We start from the raw sequence: 16,550 nt of genomic DNA, 5'->3' as shown, positions 1-16,550 counted from the left end.
ATGAAACCAAATCCTATTCCCCCACAACCAGGTCAAGAATCAGTTTGGGATTATCCCCGTCCAGCAATTTTAGAAGATACTGATAAACATCTCAAAGTGATTTTTAATGAAATTATTTTAGGAGAAACCCAGAAAGCTAAAAGAGTCTTAGAAACTAGCCATCCACCAGTGTATTACATCCCTGGTGAAGACATTAAACTAGAACATTTGATAGAAACACCTAAAAAAACTTGGTGTGAATGGAAAGGCTGGTGTCAATATTACAATATATCTGTAGGTGATAAATATATCAATTATGCTGCTTGGCGATATATTCAACCAAGTCCTGATTTTGTAGGCATTCAAGAATACTATAGTTTTTATGCAAATTTAATGGATGCTTGCTATGTAAACGATGAACTAGTCAAGCCTCAACCGGGTGATTTCTACGGTGGATGGATTACTTCTGATATTGTTGGACCTTTTAAAGGTGAACCAGGAACAAAATGGTGGTAGATGATGAGAATTGAACTAATTCAAATCGTCAGTATTCAAGTGGAAATGATATGATAGGAATGTTTTAAACATTACAGGATAAGAGGGAATGTCTAGTATTAACCCCAAACATCATACTGTCACAGAAGCTGGAGTCATCATTTTACACTCTAATCATTTGGGTGATATTGTAGAAGTTCACATAAACAAAGAAAAGCGTCGTTTTTACGGTATTAGAGAAGATAATAAAACTGAAATAGAAGATGACAAAGATTGTGGAAATGATTTTGCCCAGCCAGTAATGCTTTATAAAATAAAATATTTCTTTGAAAGAGAACCAAAAGATACTTGGGAAGTAGGCTATCGGATTAAAGGGAAAAGCGAAGATACATGGATGAAAGGTTTTAAAACAGCAAGAGAAGCCTGGCTGTATCGAGAAGCATTAATTGCTGCTAATGTAGCTGAAAGATAACTGTTTATGTTTGGTTAAAAACTAACAATTTAATGCTACTTATTCAGATGGAAGTCATAATTTAGATTTAGACTTGAGAAATTCATTAACAACTTGTTCTACAGGACGAGATTTATTATCTACTTGATAATTCATCTTTTGCATTTCTTCAGTGGAAACTAAACCTGCTAATTGATTAATTGATGTTCGTAACTCTGGATATTTTTTCAGTGTTGCTTGATTAAAAATAGGGATAGCTTGATAGGGAGGAAAATAACTTTTATCATCTTCTAAAATCACTAAATTGAGAACCGGAATCAAGCCATCTGTAGAATTTGCTGCTATCAAATCTACTTTTTTTTCTTTTAAAGCTTGATACATCAATCCTAATTCCATTTGTTTTGTGTTTGCAAACTTTAAGCCATAGGTTTTAGCTAAACCTGGATAACCATCTTCTCGTTCCAGAAATTCATAGCCAAAACCTGCTTGTAATTGAGGAGTATATTTAGCTGCTTCTGAAAGAGTTTTAATATTAAGACGTTTGGCATCTTCCCCTCGGATAATCATAGCAAAGGTGTTATTAAATCCCAAAGGCTGCATAACTTCTAATTTAAATTTCTGGTCGTATTCCTGTTTCACTTTCTCATAGACGACTTGAGAATTACTAATAGGTTTTTGTTTCAATACGGCTGTTAAGGATGTTCCTGTATATTCCACATAGCCAGCAATTTGTCCTGTTTTTACAGCTTCATGACAAATAAAAGTTCCCCCTAAATTGAAGCGGCGATCAACTTTTAATTTTGTGTGAGACTCTATTTGTTGAGCTAATAATTCTCCTAAGATAAATTGTTCAGTAAAATTTTTTGAGCCGATAATAATTGTTGGTGGTGTTTGTTGATAATTAAAGGCTATTAATCCCGCTGCTAGTAAGGTTAATATCCCCATAGCAACGGTAAATTTGCGATTAATTTTAACTTTTTTATCTCTTTGTTCTGTTAATTTTTTTTCTACCCATCCTAAAGATAAATCTGCCCCTAAAGCGATGAAAGCTGCGGGTATTGCTCCTGCTAAAATTAATTGATTATTAACTGTAGAAATACCTCGAAAAATAAATACTCCCAATCCCCCACCACCGATCGCTGCGGCAATGGTGGCAATTCCCACAGAGATTACTGTTGCTACTCTGACTCCTGCCAAAATCACGCCTGATGCTAGGGGAATTTCTACCTGAAATAGCAATTGCCAATCTGTCATTCCCATGCCTTTGCCAGCTTCTCGAATGGCTGAATCGACGTTATTAATGCCTATATAAGTATTACGAATGAGGGGAAGCAAAGCGTAGAGAGTCAAGGCGACAATAGCGGGAATTTTGCCAATTCCCCCTAGAAATGGCACAGAAATGAGGAAACCAAAGATGGCTAAACTGGGAATGGTTTGGAGGGCGTTAGCGACACCGAGAATGGGTTGGGCGAGTTTCGGCTGGCGAGTGATGAAAATGCCTAAAGGGATGCCGATGGAGATAGCCACCAACATGGCGATCGCAACTAAAACTAAATGTTCACCTGTACGAAGAAGGATTTCGGGGGCGTATTGGATTAAAAACAAGGTTAAATCCTTAAATTAAGCACTTTTTTCCCAAGCATTTAAACAAGCAATAAAAGCCTTGGCCTCTGGATGTTGAGATTGAAGAAATTCTGCTCTCGTACCCAAGAAAACTAAATTACCCTCATACATTAACCCAATTCGAGTACCAAGGAAGAATGCTTCTTGAATGTCGTGGGTAACAAATACCACTGTTTTCCCCAGTTGCTTTTGCAAATGGTGAAACTGTTGTTGTAATTCTAAACGGGTGATGGGGTCAAGTGCGCCAAAAGGTTCATCCATCAATAATACAGGCGGGTCGGCAGCTAAGGCCCTGGCCACACCTACTCGCTGACGCTGACCTCCGGATAGTTGATAGGGATAGCGCTGGGCGAATGTTTCCGGGTCTAAACCCACCAAGTTTAACATTTCATAAACTCGCGTCTCAATTTGGCATTGTGTCCATTTTTCTAAAGAAGGAACGAGGGCGATGTTTTCTTTGACGCTAAAGTGGGGAAATAAACCAATGTCTTGGATCACATAACCGATTTGCCGCCGCAGTTTAATCCCATCCCATTCAGTTGTAGGACGATTGTTAACAAAAACCTGCCCTTGGGTAGGAATCAGCAAATGATTGATTAATTTTAAGGTGGTTGTTTTACCGCTACCACTGCGTCCGAGTAAGACAAGGGCTTCCCCTTGGTAAATGGTGAGATTTAAGTGGGATAATAGAAAATGGCGATTAATCTTAAAACTGACATCCCGAAACTCAACGGCGATTTCTGATGTTGGAGACATTTAAAATATTTTGTGTACTAGTTGAGATTTGAACTTTTATAAGATTACTAAAAAAGATGATCCAATCGTGTGGGATGGGCATCCTGCCCGTCCTTGTATTATTAGCGGGCAAGATGCCCGCACCACAAGAATTTATATTGAGCTATTTATTAAAACTTGATAGTTGCAGCAGCAAAAGCTAAAATACCCCAACCAGCCATCAATGATATGCCTCCTAAAGGTGCGATCGCACCCAAGGATTTGATACCTGTTAAGCTGATGGCATATAAGCTACCTGAAAAAATAACCACACCAGCTATAAATAACCAACCACTGGCTACCAAGGTTAATGGTGGAGAGGGTATGCGACTCATGAGCATGGCGACAAACAAGAGTGCTAGAGCGTGGTACATTTGATAGCGAGCGCCAGTATCGAAGATTTCTAAAGCGCGATCGCTGATTTTTTCCCGCAAAGCATGAGCGCCAAAAGCACCACCAGCAACAGACAAACCGCCAAAAATGGCAGCTACAGTCAAAAAAATCTGCGTCATCATACTTAGGCGTAAATTGGTGTTGGTACTTTACACATCAAAATGATATGATACGCCTCCTTCTTCGTTAACCTGAAAATTTGCATTGAATTCTTTAGCTTTTGCATCTAAATATTCTTTGGCTTCGGTTGCTGGTAATTGGGACTGCATGGCAAAGCCTAGCAGAGTGACTCGTCCTTGATTCTCTTGTAGCATTTGATAAAATTGCGATAATTTCGCTTGCTCTAGCGATCGCAAATGTTCATTCATCTGTTGATTAATCGCCTTTTTATTTTGTTTGCTTTGCTTATACAATCCCAAAGCTAACCATCCTCCCAATACTGCGGTAGGAATGCCAAACATTATACCTTGTGTAGCTGTATTATCCAGCTGGTTAAGAGCTTCGTGATTAACAAAATCTTTCACCAAACCTTGATCATCTATACCTGGCAAAATTGGCTTGAGTGTAGTATTTTTTGTAATTACTGCTGAGACTGATATCGTTAAAAACATGAATCCGAGTGTGAGCAGCCAACCAGCAGCCAATTTTTCAGCCGTCTTCATAGTTAGTTTTACTTCAGAGTTAGACCTTGTTTGCGATTTTAACCTCACTAGCGCCCAGCTTCCAGTCATATTTTCACAAATCTGTCGAAAGTATTTTAATATACAGCAGCAATTAGTAGACGCTACGGATATCTTCGGTTTTGTTTAATTGTTTACTATTGATACAGTGGTATGCACTTGAAGGAGATACATCATAGTCTCCTCCCTACAGTGATAATGGAGTTGGGTTTCTTGTATATCACTCAACCGAAAACCCTATAATTCTGATTAATCAAAAAACCATTAACCTTGAAAATCCTTAATCAGACTATAAGAGAACTCCACAAAAAAGATGATCCAATCTTGTGGGATGGGCATCTTGCCCGTCCTTCTATTTTTAGCAGGCTTTTCGGCCTGCACCACAAGAAATTTTGGGATATGTTTTGATTTGGAAGTCTCTAAAAATAGGCTCTGACTCCAGGATAAAGGAAAGCAGAGCCTTTAAAAATTAAATTCCCATACTCTGTATGGGAACAAGAGAATTTTCGATAAATTACACCACAGCAGCAGCAGCTTGTTTCTTAAAGAAAGCTTCCAAAACAGTTTCGGCAATTTGCCGACTGCTTAAACCTAAAGCTGCAAAAGATTGATCAGGTGTCGCATGATCTACCAAAATATCTGGTACACCAATCCGCTTCACAGGAACCAAAACATCAGCATCCATTAAAGCTTCAGCTACAGCAGAACCAAAGCCACCCATTAAACAACCTTCTTCTAAAGTGACAACCCGGCCGATTTGTTTAGCCAAAGGTAAAATCAACTCAGTATCCAAAGGCTTAACAAAACGGGCATTAATCACAGTTGCTTCAATACCGTGTTCACTGAGAATTTCTGCCGCTTGCATTCCTGGATAAACCATTGTGCCGTAACCGACGATTAACACATCATCACCTTGACGGAGAATTTCCCCTTTACCGATTTCCAAAGGTTCCCAACCTTCTTCCATCAAAGGCACACCGTGACCATTACCACGAGGGAAGCGCATGGAAATAGGGCCACTAGTATGATTAATACCAGTAACAACCATCCGTTGTAATTCGGCTTCGTCCTTAGGAGCCATCACTACCATGTTGGGGATGCAACGTAGATAAGCAATGTCATACATACCTTGGTGAGTAGGTCCATCAGCACCCACAATTCCTGCTCTGTCTAAACAGAAGAACACAGGCAGGTTTTGAATGCAAACATCGTGAATGATTTGATCGTAAGCGCGTTGTAAGAAGGTGGAATAAATAGCCGCAACAGGACGCATTCCTTCACAGGCTAAACCTGCTGCTAGGGTGATAGCGTGTTGTTCAGCAATACCGACATCAATATATTGATTAGGCAGTTTAGTTTGTAGTTTGTCTAAACCCGTACCTGTAGCCATTGCTGCTGTAATACCAACGATTTTCGGGTTTTGTTCAGCAAGTTTGACTAAAGTGTGAGAAAAGACTTTAGCATAAGCAGGGGGTTTGGGTTTATTGGAAGGAATAGCCTTACCAGTGGATACATTGAAGGGGTTTTGGGCGTGATAGCCTACTTGGTCTTTTTCAGCAATTTCATAGCCTTTGCCTTTAGTTGTCACTACATGAACCAAAACAGGGCCTGTCATTTGATGTGCCTGTTGGAAAGTAGCAATTAATTCCTCTAAATTATGTCCATCAACTGGCCCCATGTAGGTAAAGCCCAGTTCTTCAAAAACTGCACCTACCTTGGGAACTGCCAAACGCTTCATCCCTTCTTTGATGCGATCTAGTTCTGGTGAAAGCGACTCACCAACGAAAGGAATGTGTTTAACTTGTTCCTCAAAATTATCTTTGATAAATTGCACCGGTGGGCTAAGGCGCATTTTGTTGAGATAGCGGGGAATTGCACCGACATTGGGAGATATGGACATCTCGTTGTCGTTGAGAACTACCAGCAGGTTCGTTTTGGGTAGGTGTCCCGCATGGTTGATAGCTTCTAAAGCCATACCACCAGTTAAAGCACCATCTCCAATTACAGCTACAGCTTTAAATTTTTCCCCTTTTAAGTCACGGGCTAAAGCCATGCCTAAGGCAGCTGAGATACTGGTTGAAGCGTGTCCTGCCCCAAAATGGTCAAATTTGTTTTCGCAACGCTTGAGATAACCAGCAACTCCGTCTTTTTGTCTGAGGGTGTGGAAGTCACTGTAACGACCTGTGAGTAGTTTGTGGGGATAAGCTTGGTGGCCTACATCCCAAATGACTTTATCCCGATCTAAATCCAGCGTCTGGTAAAGCGCTAGGGTTAATTCTACAACTCCCAAGCCGGGACCTAAATGCCCTCCTGTTGCTGCAACGGTTTGTAAGTGCTTATCTCGAATTTGATGGGCAATTTGTTGTAATTGTCGAATCGACAAACCGTGCAACTGGTTAGGATGGGTGATTTCACTCAGATGCATATTATAGGATTTTCCTCTCTAAACTCTATTTTTGGCATTCTTTTGATTTTCTCACCTCAGGTGGCGACAAGAATCCTACTGTTACCAATGTTGTTGTTGTAGTATAGCTTTTGTTAACAATACATTGCTGGAACAAGGCATAGATTCAGATTTTTGTTTGAATACAAGATTTTTGATGTTGTACTTTTTTAGTTACTTGTGTTGAAAGTAACTAAAAATGCTTGTATTTTATGGCATTTTCTACCTTGACAATCCAAATTATGGCTGTTGGGGAATACCGGGTACTATTGGAGTTTCTGGTTGTTTTTGTTGACGTTGCAAATATTTACTTAAGACGTAAGCAAGATCGCCACGGGTCATGGGACTTAATGGGTTAATCTTACCTTGAGGATCTATATTAATTAAATCTTCGGTGATGACGGTTGCGATCGCTCTTCTAGCCCAATTAGGTATAGACGCTGCATCTGGGTATGGGGTCAAAATTTCGTTGACGGTTGGCTCAGAAAACTGAAAAACTCCATAAGCTTGGGCAAAAATCGCTAAACCTTCCGCTCTTGTTACCCTTTGGTTTGGGAAAAACATATTGCCCCGATAACCTTTCATAATATCAGTTTTCAGCACTGTCTGAATATCTTCATATGCCCAATAAGAACTGGGTACATCTGGCACAAATATGGGTTTTTCTTGTTTTGCAGCTTGTCGTTTATCTAAATAAAAAGCTTTAACTAAAACTCCTGCTAATTCTGCACGACTAATTAATCTTTCTGGATAAAATTTTCCATCGGGAAAGTTATCCATTAATTTTGTTTCCAGCACTTTCTGAATATAATCTGATTTAATGACAGGAATATTTTCTTGTGCTTGTGTTAGTTCAATTAATGGAAAGCTTTGTATTAATACAATCAAAGAAATTGTCCCTAGCCAATACTTCATAGTGATCACCCTTTCAAATCTGCTTATTTTGGAGAACAATTACACTAGACGAGCAGTTATGTTGATTTGTTGCTATTGATTCGTAATTATTTTAATTACTTATATTAGTTAGTCTAATACCGTTGTATAGCAATCCTATTTGATTTATGTTCATGTAGTGTGCTGGAGGCATCACGGAATTTTGAAAACGTATCCCTATTAATGGTGGGTTTTGTTGGGTTTACTTGCGTCAATCCAACCTACTTACTTTTCAAAGCATTTTCAAGAACTCTTCTGGCAACATTGCCGGTATTGAAGACTCTGCAAAATCAGATTTATTTCGTGTTACGATTATTTCTAAACCTGCGCCCATTGCTGCTGCACTTGTCACCGCATCTTCAAAATCTTTAATTGCACTTTGCAAAGCTTGATGAATTACTTCATCTGTAACGCTGGCAATTTTAATATTTTGCAATAAGTTTTCTATTAATTTACGTGCTGCTTCGCTACCAATTTGACGGCGTAAAATATAGAATATATTGGTGACAGCGTGTCCTGAAACAAAGCCTTGCACCTGTCTTTTCATGACTGTATTTAATGCTTGTGCTGAGGCAAGAACAAACGGTTGACGCTGTGCTAAAATATCTAGTAAAACATCGCTGTCAAATAATACCTGTTTCAACTATATTTCTCCTCTAGGTAATTAACATAACTTTCCTCTGGATTTTCTGATTCTAAGCTAATTACACCTATTAGGCTTTGTGTCCAGGGGTCAAGTTCAGATAAACCTTCTAGGGTATGTTGAGGAGGAATAGAAAATAGTGTTTCTTGTTGAATTGATGCTAGTAAGGTTTGTACAAGAGTCCAGCGTTCTTTGATTGGTAATTCTAATACCTGTTCTTGCAATTCTTGTAATTTAATCATTACTTTGCGGTTAACTTTATCATTCGCCATTATAACAGATAAGAAGATATAGCCTTTCCCACTCTAGTTAGATACAAAAAAGCGATGTTGGGTTTATTTGCTCTTTTCTAAATTGCAACAGAAGATGTAGTAAGAGATGACAAGAAAATCATTATTTCTTGTATTAATGGATGTTGCTGCAATATCTTAATTTCTTCATCATTTATATTGCTAAAGATTCTCTCGTTGATTGATTGTTCTTTACCTAAAACTGTTTCTAAAAATTCTTTAGGTTTACTTTGAGCAAATTTCCATTCTAAATCATTAAATTGACGTTGTGCTATTTTTTCAATTAATGATTTATCTTGTATTAAGATAATTTCTATTTGTGGAACAGCTAGAGAAACTTGAAAAGGGATACCAGAAGATGCTCGACGCAATAAATAATTAATTAAATCTTGCTTTTCAAATATTTGAGATTCATTATCTGTATCTGCATCTAGGACTAAGATAACAGGAGTATTTCTAGTAGCGAGTAGTGAACTTGCTAATGATCTTACTTCATACTGACTGTCACCTACTATTATTTTCACATCTTGAATCAGATTTTCAGGTAGTAATTTTTCTAAGATTTCTTGGTTTTTATTACCTTCTAATACTATATAAGATAAAGTCATGATAGAACCTCTGTTTTAATGCTGTAATTAGCTAGTCCTTGTTCAACACAAATACGATATTTTTTGATTAATGCTCTACGTATACACTCATTTTCTAAAGAATATTTAATTTCTTCTCCTCCCCACAATAGAATAGTTTGAGGTGCAACAAATCCAGCTAAGGTTTCCGATGCTTCTGTAAATCCACTACGACTAAATATACTCCCAATAGTTGCTGCTGGTCTGCGTAATAGTTGATTTCTTAACTTGGCTATAGGTTCAATTTTAACAGGTTTTGCTGTGTCTTTACATTCTATTATACAAGATAAGCCATCTGCATAAACTACTCCGTCAATTTGTTCTATTTCTTCTCCATCTAAATACACGCTATAAGGCCAGGTTACTTCGGTGTTGTTCAGTTGAAATGCTCGTAAAACGAGATATTCTAATGCTTTACCTGCATCCCAATTTGGCGTATTACCTGATTCAATTTCTGACCATAATATTATTAAATCATCCCAGTTATAGCTGGTAATTCTTGCTTGATATTCTACATCTGTGGTCATGATTATATGTGATGTGTCGTATGTTGTAACCTATTATCATTAATTCTACCTGAAGCTGTTATTGATTATTGTTGGGTTTCCTTGCGTCAACCCAACCTACAGAAAATCTATGGTTTCCAAGTGTTGAGAGATTGACGAATAAAAAAATCTTCCTTCTTCCTTCGCGGTCTTTGCGGTCTTTGCTTTGCAACGCTACCGCGAACGCGGTTCGTTTCTTCTCTATCCGTCAAAATGTCTTTGGCAGACTACTAGTGCTATACAAATTCTTTTACTGACTCAGAGTTAAAATAGTAGATTAATAACCCATCCAAACAAGATTGCAAAAAATCATGGTTTCTATTTCCAAGACAGCAATCCGGTTGTATGATACTGATTTTGTCACATGGACACAGCAAACGGCTGAATTAATTCGTGCGGAAAAATGGGATAGGGTTGATTGGGATGCGGTGGTTGAGGAGATTGAAAGCTTGGGAAGGTCAGACCGACGAGAGTTGAAAAGCCGATTAGAAGTATTGTTACAGCATTTGCTAAAATGGCAATATCAGCCCAGTTTGCGAAGTGGCTCTTGGCAAAATGCGATCGCAGAACAACGAAACCGCATTGAAGATTTACTCCAAGATAGTCCTAGTCTTAATCCTTATCTAGAAGAAGTTTTAGCTGATTGCTACCGCAGAGGAAAAAAACTAGCCAGCAACGAAACTGAAATTCCCCAAAATACCTTTCCAGCAGATTTACCTTACTCAGTGACTCAAATACTGGATATGGAATTTTTACCTTAACCCATCACAAAATCTGTAAAACTACCAAGGTCATATCATCGGTATTTTGCTTATCTGGCCCGATGAATTCCTCAACCTTATCAAATAAATAATCGACAATTTCCTGTGGGCCGTTGCAATAACGACAAGCGAAGTTAAAAGAAGTGATAAAATTTTCTTCATCAAAGCGATCGCCCCCAGCCGCAGATGCATCCGTCAAACCATCTGTATAATAAATAATCGTATCTCCAGATTCTAACTGAACATGGGCATCTTCATATTGGCTATTAGCATCTAAGCCAATCAGCATCCCTAAAGTATCCAAACGAGTCACATTTTTTGTAGCCGCGTGCCACCAGAAAGGAGGATTATGTGCGGCATTACTGTAAGACAAAATCCGTGTGCGAGGATTATATTCTGAGTAAAACAAAGTCACAAAACGGTGGGAATTTTCCAAATCCGCGTACATGACTCGATTCAAATTTTGCAAAATTCCGGCTGCGGAATTACCATGCAATACTTCACCTCTCAGCATTCCTCGCATCATTGTCATAATCAACCCAGCGGGAACACCTTTACCCATAACATCCCCAATTACCAAACCCCAACAGGCATCTTCTGCACTGCCTTTATGATTATTTGAGGGCAATTGATGATGATTTGTAGGAATAAAATCGTAGTAATCTCCACCGACTCGATTAGCCGGTTTACAACGTGCAGCCAAAACAACACCAGGAATACTAGGACATTGACGCGGTAAAAGTCGGCGTTGAATTTCTGCACCAATTTCTAATTCTTGATCTAAGCGTTCTTTTTTCCTCAGTTCTACCGCTAATTCATCATTTTCAATCGCTACAGCCGTTTGATCTGCAACTAATCTCACTAATTTTTGTCTGGTTTCTGTCCAACTATAATCAGGATCACGGCTTAAAACGTAAAGCCAACCGCGTTCTGTATGCTTAACTAAAATTGCAGTGCCAAAAATTTGTACATCTGGCCCTAAATAGTGATGCATCTGAGCATCTAAAATACCTGTAGTTGTTGCTAAAGGAACTGAATTAGGTACAAGTGTAATTTGACTACTGGCATTTTCTAAAGCTTTGCGGATATTTTTTCTTTGCTGACTATCCTGCCAATGCAGTTGTTCTAGCCTAATTTGACCATTGGGTTTGTAGAGAAAAAGGGCGCTACCTTCAGCATCAGTTACTCTGGTTGCCATAAGAGGAATCAATTCTAAGAACTGATTCAAATTATTGAAGCTTCTGAGGGCAAATCCTAAAGAACTGAGCAAATCTTGAATTTTGTTCTGTTCACGATGTAGCCTGGCCACAAGTTCTTTCAGTGCCACGACTGGAGTGACATCTGTCGTGGCACTACTATTACTTTCAGTGGGGTGAGAAGGCACTTGAGACACAGGTAAATAATTATTGCACTTGATATTAACAGATTGCAGATTTATGATTTTTTACAAATCCTTTTTCTTAGGCATTGTTCAATCATATTGGACAAAATTAGTCATTTTAGCAAGAGTAAAAAAGCTGAGGATGTGATTTTTATGAGTATTATATTTTTAGGAATTTACAGTCACCTCTTTATTTATTTGAAGATTGGGCAGTAAAAAACTGTAACGAGGATTACGTTATAGAAGGCTTATAATTTTTCCATGACTTAATTGGTAATTCATATATCTTGAGAAATAAAACTTTGTTAGCAAAAAACCCCATATACTACACTTGCAGAGTAAGCCTTAGGAATCTTGAAGCAATGAATTTACAAGGTTGTTTCTTGATGAGTGCGTTTTTTTAGGAATAAGGAAAAAAAGATTTACCATCCTGCCTGTAAAAGAAGAATGTAAATTTATAGATTGCAAACATTTCACCCTTGCTTGTGGATACCTGTTGCAGTAATCAAGTAAACTTGCTGTTGCATTAGATAAACTACTTCGATAATTGGCAAAATGGCTTTAGTGTGCAATTTTAGCAGAAGTTAGCCATTTATTGTAAAAAAAATAATTATTTTAGCAAATATACTGTTTTCTGTATTTCATTTTTGCTGAATGCAAGGAAGCAAAAAGCTTTCAGGCATTAGCTACGATCCCAATTTGAACAGTAATTTCTACAAATTTGGGTTGATTTTGAATATTTCAGGGAATAGGGAAGGGGGAAATGGTGAAATAATACAGCGATTTCCTTGGTGTTGAAAAATGGCTAAATATTTTTGCGTAGGTATTTAGCACAACATAGCAACAACAACTATCAATCAAAGAGGGTGAAAAGGTAGATTAAACCAACTTTAGGGACTTCCAATCAAAAAAATACCCAAAAGTTTCTTAAAGTTTCTTGTGGTGCGGGCATCTTGCCCGCAAATTATCAATGACGACTTTTTTCTCCCCCCTGCTTCTAGCTTTCCTACACTAGCCATTTAATAGTGCTTCAACAAACTCATAGCTAGAAAATGGGCGCAAGTCTTCAATGCCTTCTCCTGCACCAATAAAGCGAATGGGTAAACCTAGTTGCTGCACAACTGCTAGGGCAACTCCTCCTTTGGCTGTACCATCTAGCTTTGTTAAGACAACGCCACTTAGTTGGGCTGCTTGGGAAAAGACTTCAGCTTGGCGCAGTCCATTTTGTCCCAAGGTAGAATCTAAAACTAAGAGTGATTCTATATGAGCATTTGGGGCTTTTTTGTCAATAATTTTCCGAATTTTACTTAATTCGTCCATTAAGTTTTTCTTGTTTTGTAGTCGCCCGGCGGTATCTATTAGGAGTAATTCGGTTCCTCGTGATTGGGCTGCGGCGATCGCATCAAATACCACTGCGGCAGGATCTGTATTCTTGCCTGGATTGGCTATAACTTCTACACCGCTTCTGCTTCCCCAAACTTTAACTTGTTCTACAGCGGCAGCCCGGAAGGTATCAGCAGCCCCAATTAAGCATTTATAACCAGATTTTTGGGCTAAATGGGCAATTTTTCCGATTGTGGTAGTTTTACCAGCCCCATTGACTCCGGTAATTAACCAAATGGTCAGGTTTTCTTTATCTGGAGCAAAACTGGGTCTTTCTGCAACTTGATTTGGTGCATCTAGCATATCCCGGAGAATTTTTTTCAGAAATGCGATCGCTTCTTCCGGTGGAGTCACTTCATCCCGCAGTTTTTTCTGTAAGGCATCAATAATAAAATCTGTTGCCTCTACACCCACGTCTGCTTGCAGGAGTAATGCTTCAATTTCTGCTACAGCAGCTTGATTGAGAGGCCCTTGGCCAACAATTGATTTAAGTTGGTTGAGAATATTCCGCCGAGTTTTATCTAAGCTTTGGCGTAACTTTTTCAGCCAGGTAATTTCTTCTATGGAAACATCTTCAGCCTTTCTTCCTTGGGCTGCCAAAACTTCAACTGACCACACAAAGCCATCATCAAATTCTAATTCAGGAATTTCTACTTCTACGTTTGCTGTGGTTGATGCAGGAGTTAATGTTGTCTCTGGTTCCTCAACTTCAATGGCGTTGGCAATTAATCTTTCTTGCTTGGCTTGTCTTTCGGCTGCTGCCCGTTCTAAAAAGGATAAGGCTGGTTGTGTTTCACTGACTGGTGTTTCTGTGCCAGAAGTTTCTGATCCTTCAATTGCAGCTACTAGAGTTAATTCTTCAGTTACAGGTATTTCTTCTATTGCGGTTATTTCTGTATTTTCTTCAATAACAGCTACTGGAGTTATGTCTTCAGTTACAGATATTTCTTCTATTGCGGCTATTTCTGTATTTTCTTCAATAACAGCTACTGGAGTTATGTCTTCAGTTACAGATATTTCTTCTATTGCGGCTATTTCTGTAGTTTCTTCAATAATAGGTGTTGCTGTTTCTTTAGAAATTACTTCTGGTGTATCTTCCGAAACAGTTGCAGGTGCTTGGATCTGGGACTGTTGTTTTTGCTGAATATTTTTGTAAGCCGCTTTAGCAAACGCCAGCAGATCCTCTGTCTCTGGTGTAGTTTCTGCGGCTGGTTCTGGCTGTGTTTCTGGCGCGGGTGGAGTTTCCCCCTGTGGCTGTTGTTCAGGGGTATCGTTATGTTGACGGCGGAACCAATTAAAAACCATTGCAGCAGTATTTTTAGTAACTTATTAATTTTCAGTTTAATTTAATTAGTCACGTTTTCTGGGGATGGAAGTTTTCGGGTTATCCTCACTTGGAAAAAATTCAGGATAGGTGAAGTGAGGATATTACCCTATGCTGTTTGTTTCTGTTCTGTGACACGGCGCAGAACACCATTAATAAAGCGATGTCCTTCATCTCCACTGTAGCGTTTAGCTAACTCTACAGCTTCGTTGATGGCTATACTAGCGGGAACTCTCATAAATCGCATTTCTGCTACAGCGATTTGCAGAATATCCCGGTCAATTTGTGCTAAACGAGAGACTTGCCAATCGACTAAAGCTTCAGAAATGAATTGATCAATGATACTGCGGTTGTCGTTGACAGTGATGATGATTTCTTTGGCGTAATTGCGGACTTCTTTATCTTGATTGGCTAACTGGATTAATTCTGGGAAGTCAATGGCTGTGCCTAATTGATTGATGGCTGTTTGGGTACAAGCGATCGCTTCTTGAAGCATAGTTCTCGCTGTATTCAGGTCTGAAGCCCGTGTTTGGCTGGTTAAAAGGCGATCGTTACTGCGTTGGAGTTCACCCGCAGCGTTGTCGAGGGTATCTTGCACTTCTGTCGTCAAAGTGCGTACTGCGCCGAGTACTAATTTAGCTACTAATTGTTCATCAGGCAGTTTTTCCAATTTCTTGGGGTTAACTGGCAACTGGCTAAGGCTTAATAAAGCTAATTCGCGTGCTATCTGTTGGGGTTTACGAGGTTGCATGATGGTGGGGTATTGGTAGGGAAATTAATGAACTAAAAGGGCAAACTCATAATTATATCAATTTCTGCACATTCTAAAGAACAATTTTACAGCAGATTTCAGATAAATGAGGTACAGGATCTAAATTCAAAGTCATACACCAAGCCTATTTACTCCTGACTCCGAACTCCGAACTCCGAACTCCTGACTCCTGAATCCTGAATCCTGACTCCTGACTCCTGACTCCGAACTCCGAACTCCGAACTCCGAACTCCTGACTCCTGCTGTATCAATGATGAGTTTACCTGGTTGATTTTACTTGTCTTCCACAGTAATCACCTGCTGTTTAGTTTCTATGGGTGATATTGATTTTGGTAAAACTAAGGGGGATAGGGGTGCATTAGAGGCAACAATCCCACCAGAGACAACTATTTTGAAAGCCTCTTCTACAGATAGTGAGAGGTTGACTACTTCGTCTTCTGGAACTACTGCATACCATCCGGTGGTAGGGTTGGGGGTTGTGGGGATGAAGACGCTCAACATGGGACGATTCATTTGCGCTTGGATGTCATTGCTAATTGCACCAGTGACAAATGCGATCGCCCAAATTCCCCGTCTCGGATATTCTAATAAAACTACACGCCGAAATTTACCATTGGAATCTTTGAGTATAGTTTCTAGTAATTGTTTGAGGGTTTTATATACCTGGCCTGCCAAAGGAATTGCTTGCAAAAATCGCTCACCAAAATCTAGCAACCACCTACCAGCTATATTCCGAGCCATTAAGCCAATGATCAGGATACTTAGTAGTGGTACAGCTAACCCAACTACTAAATTAAGTACATTGACTAATATAGGATGCAGACCATCAAAGGGATTCACCTGTTTGGGGATTTTGGTGAGAAAATTAACTACCCAACTGGCAATAGTAATGGTCAGCCAGATTGTAGTCGCTAGGGGAATCACCACCAACAAACCAGCAATCAGGTCATTTTTGAAGTCCTGTTTTAGGCGTTCAATTACCAAGCCCCTATTCTCCTTTTTTTGGTTAGTCAAATTATTATGATTGTTATCCACACCATTGATTTCTGGGTAT

17 protein-coding genes are annotated in these 16,550 nt (G+C 39.1%); 3 read left to right on the top strand and 14 right to left on the bottom strand.

Annotation, left to right across the window (positions count from 1 at the left end):
• Both ACOWPH_RS26590 and ACOWPH_RS26585 read left to right on the top strand, forming a co-directional pair.
• A complete protein-coding gene (locus ACOWPH_RS26590; protein ID WP_015213116.1) occupies positions 1–495 on the top strand; it encodes a DUF427 domain-containing protein in 495 nt (164 codons plus the stop codon).
• 88 nt (positions 496–583) lie between these two features.
• Positions 584–946: a hypothetical protein gene (locus tag ACOWPH_RS26585; RefSeq protein WP_015213115.1), complete on the top strand. Its 363-nt coding sequence runs from the start codon at positions 584–586 to the stop codon at positions 944–946.
• A 54-nt stretch (positions 947–1,000) separates the two neighbouring features.
• Here ACOWPH_RS26585 and ACOWPH_RS26580 read toward each other — a convergent pair whose 3' ends face one another.
• From ACOWPH_RS26580 to ACOWPH_RS26535, 10 genes are all read right to left on the bottom strand, one after another.
• On the bottom strand, positions 1,001–2,530 hold the full coding sequence (locus tag ACOWPH_RS26580; RefSeq protein ID WP_015213114.1) for a glycine betaine ABC transporter substrate-binding protein: 1,530 nt from the start codon (positions 2,528–2,530) through the stop codon (positions 1,001–1,003).
• A 15-nt stretch (positions 2,531–2,545) separates the two neighbouring features.
• On the bottom strand, positions 2,546–3,304 hold the full coding sequence (locus ACOWPH_RS26575) for an ATP-binding cassette domain-containing protein (RefSeq protein WP_015213113.1): 759 nt from the start codon (positions 3,302–3,304) through the stop codon (positions 2,546–2,548).
• A gap of 149 nt (positions 3,305–3,453) precedes the next feature.
• Positions 3,454–3,834: a DUF423 domain-containing protein gene (locus ACOWPH_RS26570; RefSeq protein WP_042464587.1), complete on the bottom strand. Its 381-nt coding sequence runs from the start codon at positions 3,832–3,834 to the stop codon at positions 3,454–3,456.
• Positions 3,835–3,864: 30 nt separating this feature from the next.
• On the bottom strand, positions 3,865–4,377 hold the full coding sequence (locus ACOWPH_RS26565) for a hypothetical protein (protein WP_042464585.1): 513 nt from the start codon (positions 4,375–4,377) through the stop codon (positions 3,865–3,867).
• A gap of 532 nt (positions 4,378–4,909) precedes the next feature.
• Positions 4,910–6,820, bottom strand: coding sequence for a 1-deoxy-D-xylulose-5-phosphate synthase (gene dxs / locus ACOWPH_RS26560; RefSeq protein WP_015213110.1), 1,911 nt, complete (start codon positions 6,818–6,820; stop codon positions 4,910–4,912).
• 258 nt (positions 6,821–7,078) lie between these two features.
• Positions 7,079–7,753 carry an S-layer homology domain-containing protein gene (locus ACOWPH_RS26555; RefSeq protein ID WP_015213109.1) on the bottom strand — a complete coding sequence of 225 codons (675 nt, stop codon included), beginning with the start codon at positions 7,751–7,753 and terminating at the stop codon, positions 7,079–7,081.
• 250 nt (positions 7,754–8,003) lie between these two features.
• Positions 8,004–8,414: a PIN domain-containing protein gene (locus ACOWPH_RS26550; RefSeq protein WP_015213108.1), complete on the bottom strand. Its 411-nt coding sequence runs from the start codon at positions 8,412–8,414 to the stop codon at positions 8,004–8,006.
• Positions 8,411–8,686 carry a hypothetical protein gene (locus ACOWPH_RS26545; RefSeq protein WP_015213107.1) on the bottom strand — a complete coding sequence of 92 codons (276 nt, stop codon included), beginning with the start codon at positions 8,684–8,686 and terminating at the stop codon, positions 8,411–8,413. The genes ACOWPH_RS26550 and ACOWPH_RS26545 overlap by 4 nt, the downstream gene beginning before the upstream one ends.
• A gap of 77 nt (positions 8,687–8,763) precedes the next feature.
• Positions 8,764–9,312, bottom strand: coding sequence for a hypothetical protein (locus ACOWPH_RS26540; protein WP_015213106.1), 549 nt, complete (start codon positions 9,310–9,312; stop codon positions 8,764–8,766).
• Positions 9,309–9,857, bottom strand: a complete 549-nt coding sequence (locus ACOWPH_RS26535; RefSeq protein ID WP_015213105.1) for a restriction endonuclease — start codon at positions 9,855–9,857, stop codon at positions 9,309–9,311. Before ACOWPH_RS26535 ends, ACOWPH_RS26540 begins: the two co-directional genes overlap by 4 nt.
• A 329-nt stretch (positions 9,858–10,186) precedes the next feature.
• Between ACOWPH_RS26535 and ACOWPH_RS26530 the strand changes: the two genes are divergently transcribed.
• Positions 10,187–10,636, top strand: coding sequence for a DUF29 domain-containing protein (locus ACOWPH_RS26530; protein ID WP_015213104.1), 450 nt, complete (start codon positions 10,187–10,189; stop codon positions 10,634–10,636).
• Between the two features lie 4 nt (positions 10,637–10,640).
• On the opposite strand, the gene ACOWPH_RS26525 is transcribed toward ACOWPH_RS26530, so the two are convergent.
• The 4 genes from ACOWPH_RS26525 to ACOWPH_RS26510 all read right to left on the bottom strand — a co-directional run bounded on the left by ACOWPH_RS26525 (position 10,641) and on the right by ACOWPH_RS26510 (position 16,531).
• Complete coding sequence (locus ACOWPH_RS26525) at positions 10,641–12,029, bottom strand: PP2C family protein-serine/threonine phosphatase (RefSeq protein ID WP_015213103.1); 1,389 nt, start codon at positions 12,027–12,029, stop codon at positions 10,641–10,643.
• A 999-nt stretch (positions 12,030–13,028) separates the two neighbouring features.
• Entirely contained in the window at positions 13,029–14,705 is a 1,677-nt protein-coding gene (ftsY, locus tag ACOWPH_RS26520; RefSeq protein ID WP_015213102.1) for a signal recognition particle-docking protein FtsY, read from the bottom strand.
• Positions 14,706–14,833: 128 nt separating this feature from the next.
• Entirely contained in the window at positions 14,834–15,475 is a 642-nt protein-coding gene (gene nusB / locus ACOWPH_RS26515) for a transcription antitermination factor NusB (protein ID WP_015213101.1), read from the bottom strand.
• Between the two features lie 294 nt (positions 15,476–15,769).
• Positions 15,770–16,531 (bottom strand): DUF502 domain-containing protein, encoded by a 762-nt coding sequence (locus tag ACOWPH_RS26510; protein ID WP_042464580.1) that lies wholly within the window; start codon positions 16,529–16,531, stop codon positions 15,770–15,772.
• Positions 16,532–16,550 lie beyond the last annotated feature (19 nt).

Origin of the sequence: Anabaena sp. PCC 7938, assembly GCF_049315035.1 — a bacterium.
Classification (GTDB): domain Bacteria; phylum Cyanobacteriota; class Cyanobacteriia; order Cyanobacteriales; family Nostocaceae; genus Anabaena; species Anabaena cylindrica.
The sequence above is the reverse complement of the archived record's forward strand: the minus strand, read 5'-3'. Positions and strand labels throughout refer to the sequence as shown.

Excerpts from the sequence above, each read along its gene's own strand:
- ACOWPH_RS26590 (WP_015213116.1), top strand. The coding sequence starts at position 1 with ATGAAACCAAATCCTATTCCCCCACAACCAGGTCAAGAATCAGTTTGG.
- ACOWPH_RS26585 (WP_015213115.1), top strand. The coding sequence starts at position 584 with ATGTCTAGTATTAACCCCAAACATCATACTGTCACAGAAGCTGGAGTC.
- ACOWPH_RS26575 (WP_015213113.1), bottom strand. The coding sequence starts at position 3,304 with ATGTCTCCAACATCAGAAATCGCCGTTGAGTTTCGGGATGTCAGTTTT.
- ACOWPH_RS26570 (WP_042464587.1), bottom strand. The coding sequence starts at position 3,834 with ATGACGCAGATTTTTTTGACTGTAGCTGCCATTTTTGGCGGTTTGTCT.
- ACOWPH_RS26565 (WP_042464585.1), bottom strand. The coding sequence starts at position 4,377 with ATGAAGACGGCTGAAAAATTGGCTGCTGGTTGGCTGCTCACACTCGGA.
- dxs (WP_015213110.1), bottom strand. The coding sequence starts at position 6,820 with ATGCATCTGAGTGAAATCACCCATCCTAACCAGTTGCACGGTTTGTCG.
- ACOWPH_RS26555 (WP_015213109.1), bottom strand. The coding sequence starts at position 7,753 with ATGAAGTATTGGCTAGGGACAATTTCTTTGATTGTATTAATACAAAGC.
- ACOWPH_RS26545 (WP_015213107.1), bottom strand. The coding sequence starts at position 8,686 with ATGGCGAATGATAAAGTTAACCGCAAAGTAATGATTAAATTACAAGAA.
- ACOWPH_RS26540 (WP_015213106.1), bottom strand. The coding sequence starts at position 9,312 with ATGACTTTATCTTATATAGTATTAGAAGGTAATAAAAACCAAGAAATC.
- ACOWPH_RS26535 (WP_015213105.1), bottom strand. The coding sequence starts at position 9,857 with ATGACCACAGATGTAGAATATCAAGCAAGAATTACCAGCTATAACTGG.
- ACOWPH_RS26530 (WP_015213104.1), top strand. The coding sequence starts at position 10,187 with ATGGTTTCTATTTCCAAGACAGCAATCCGGTTGTATGATACTGATTTT.
- ftsY (WP_015213102.1), bottom strand. The coding sequence starts at position 14,705 with ATGGTTTTTAATTGGTTCCGCCGTCAACATAACGATACCCCTGAACAA.
- nusB (WP_015213101.1), bottom strand. The coding sequence starts at position 15,475 with ATGCAACCTCGTAAACCCCAACAGATAGCACGCGAATTAGCTTTATTA.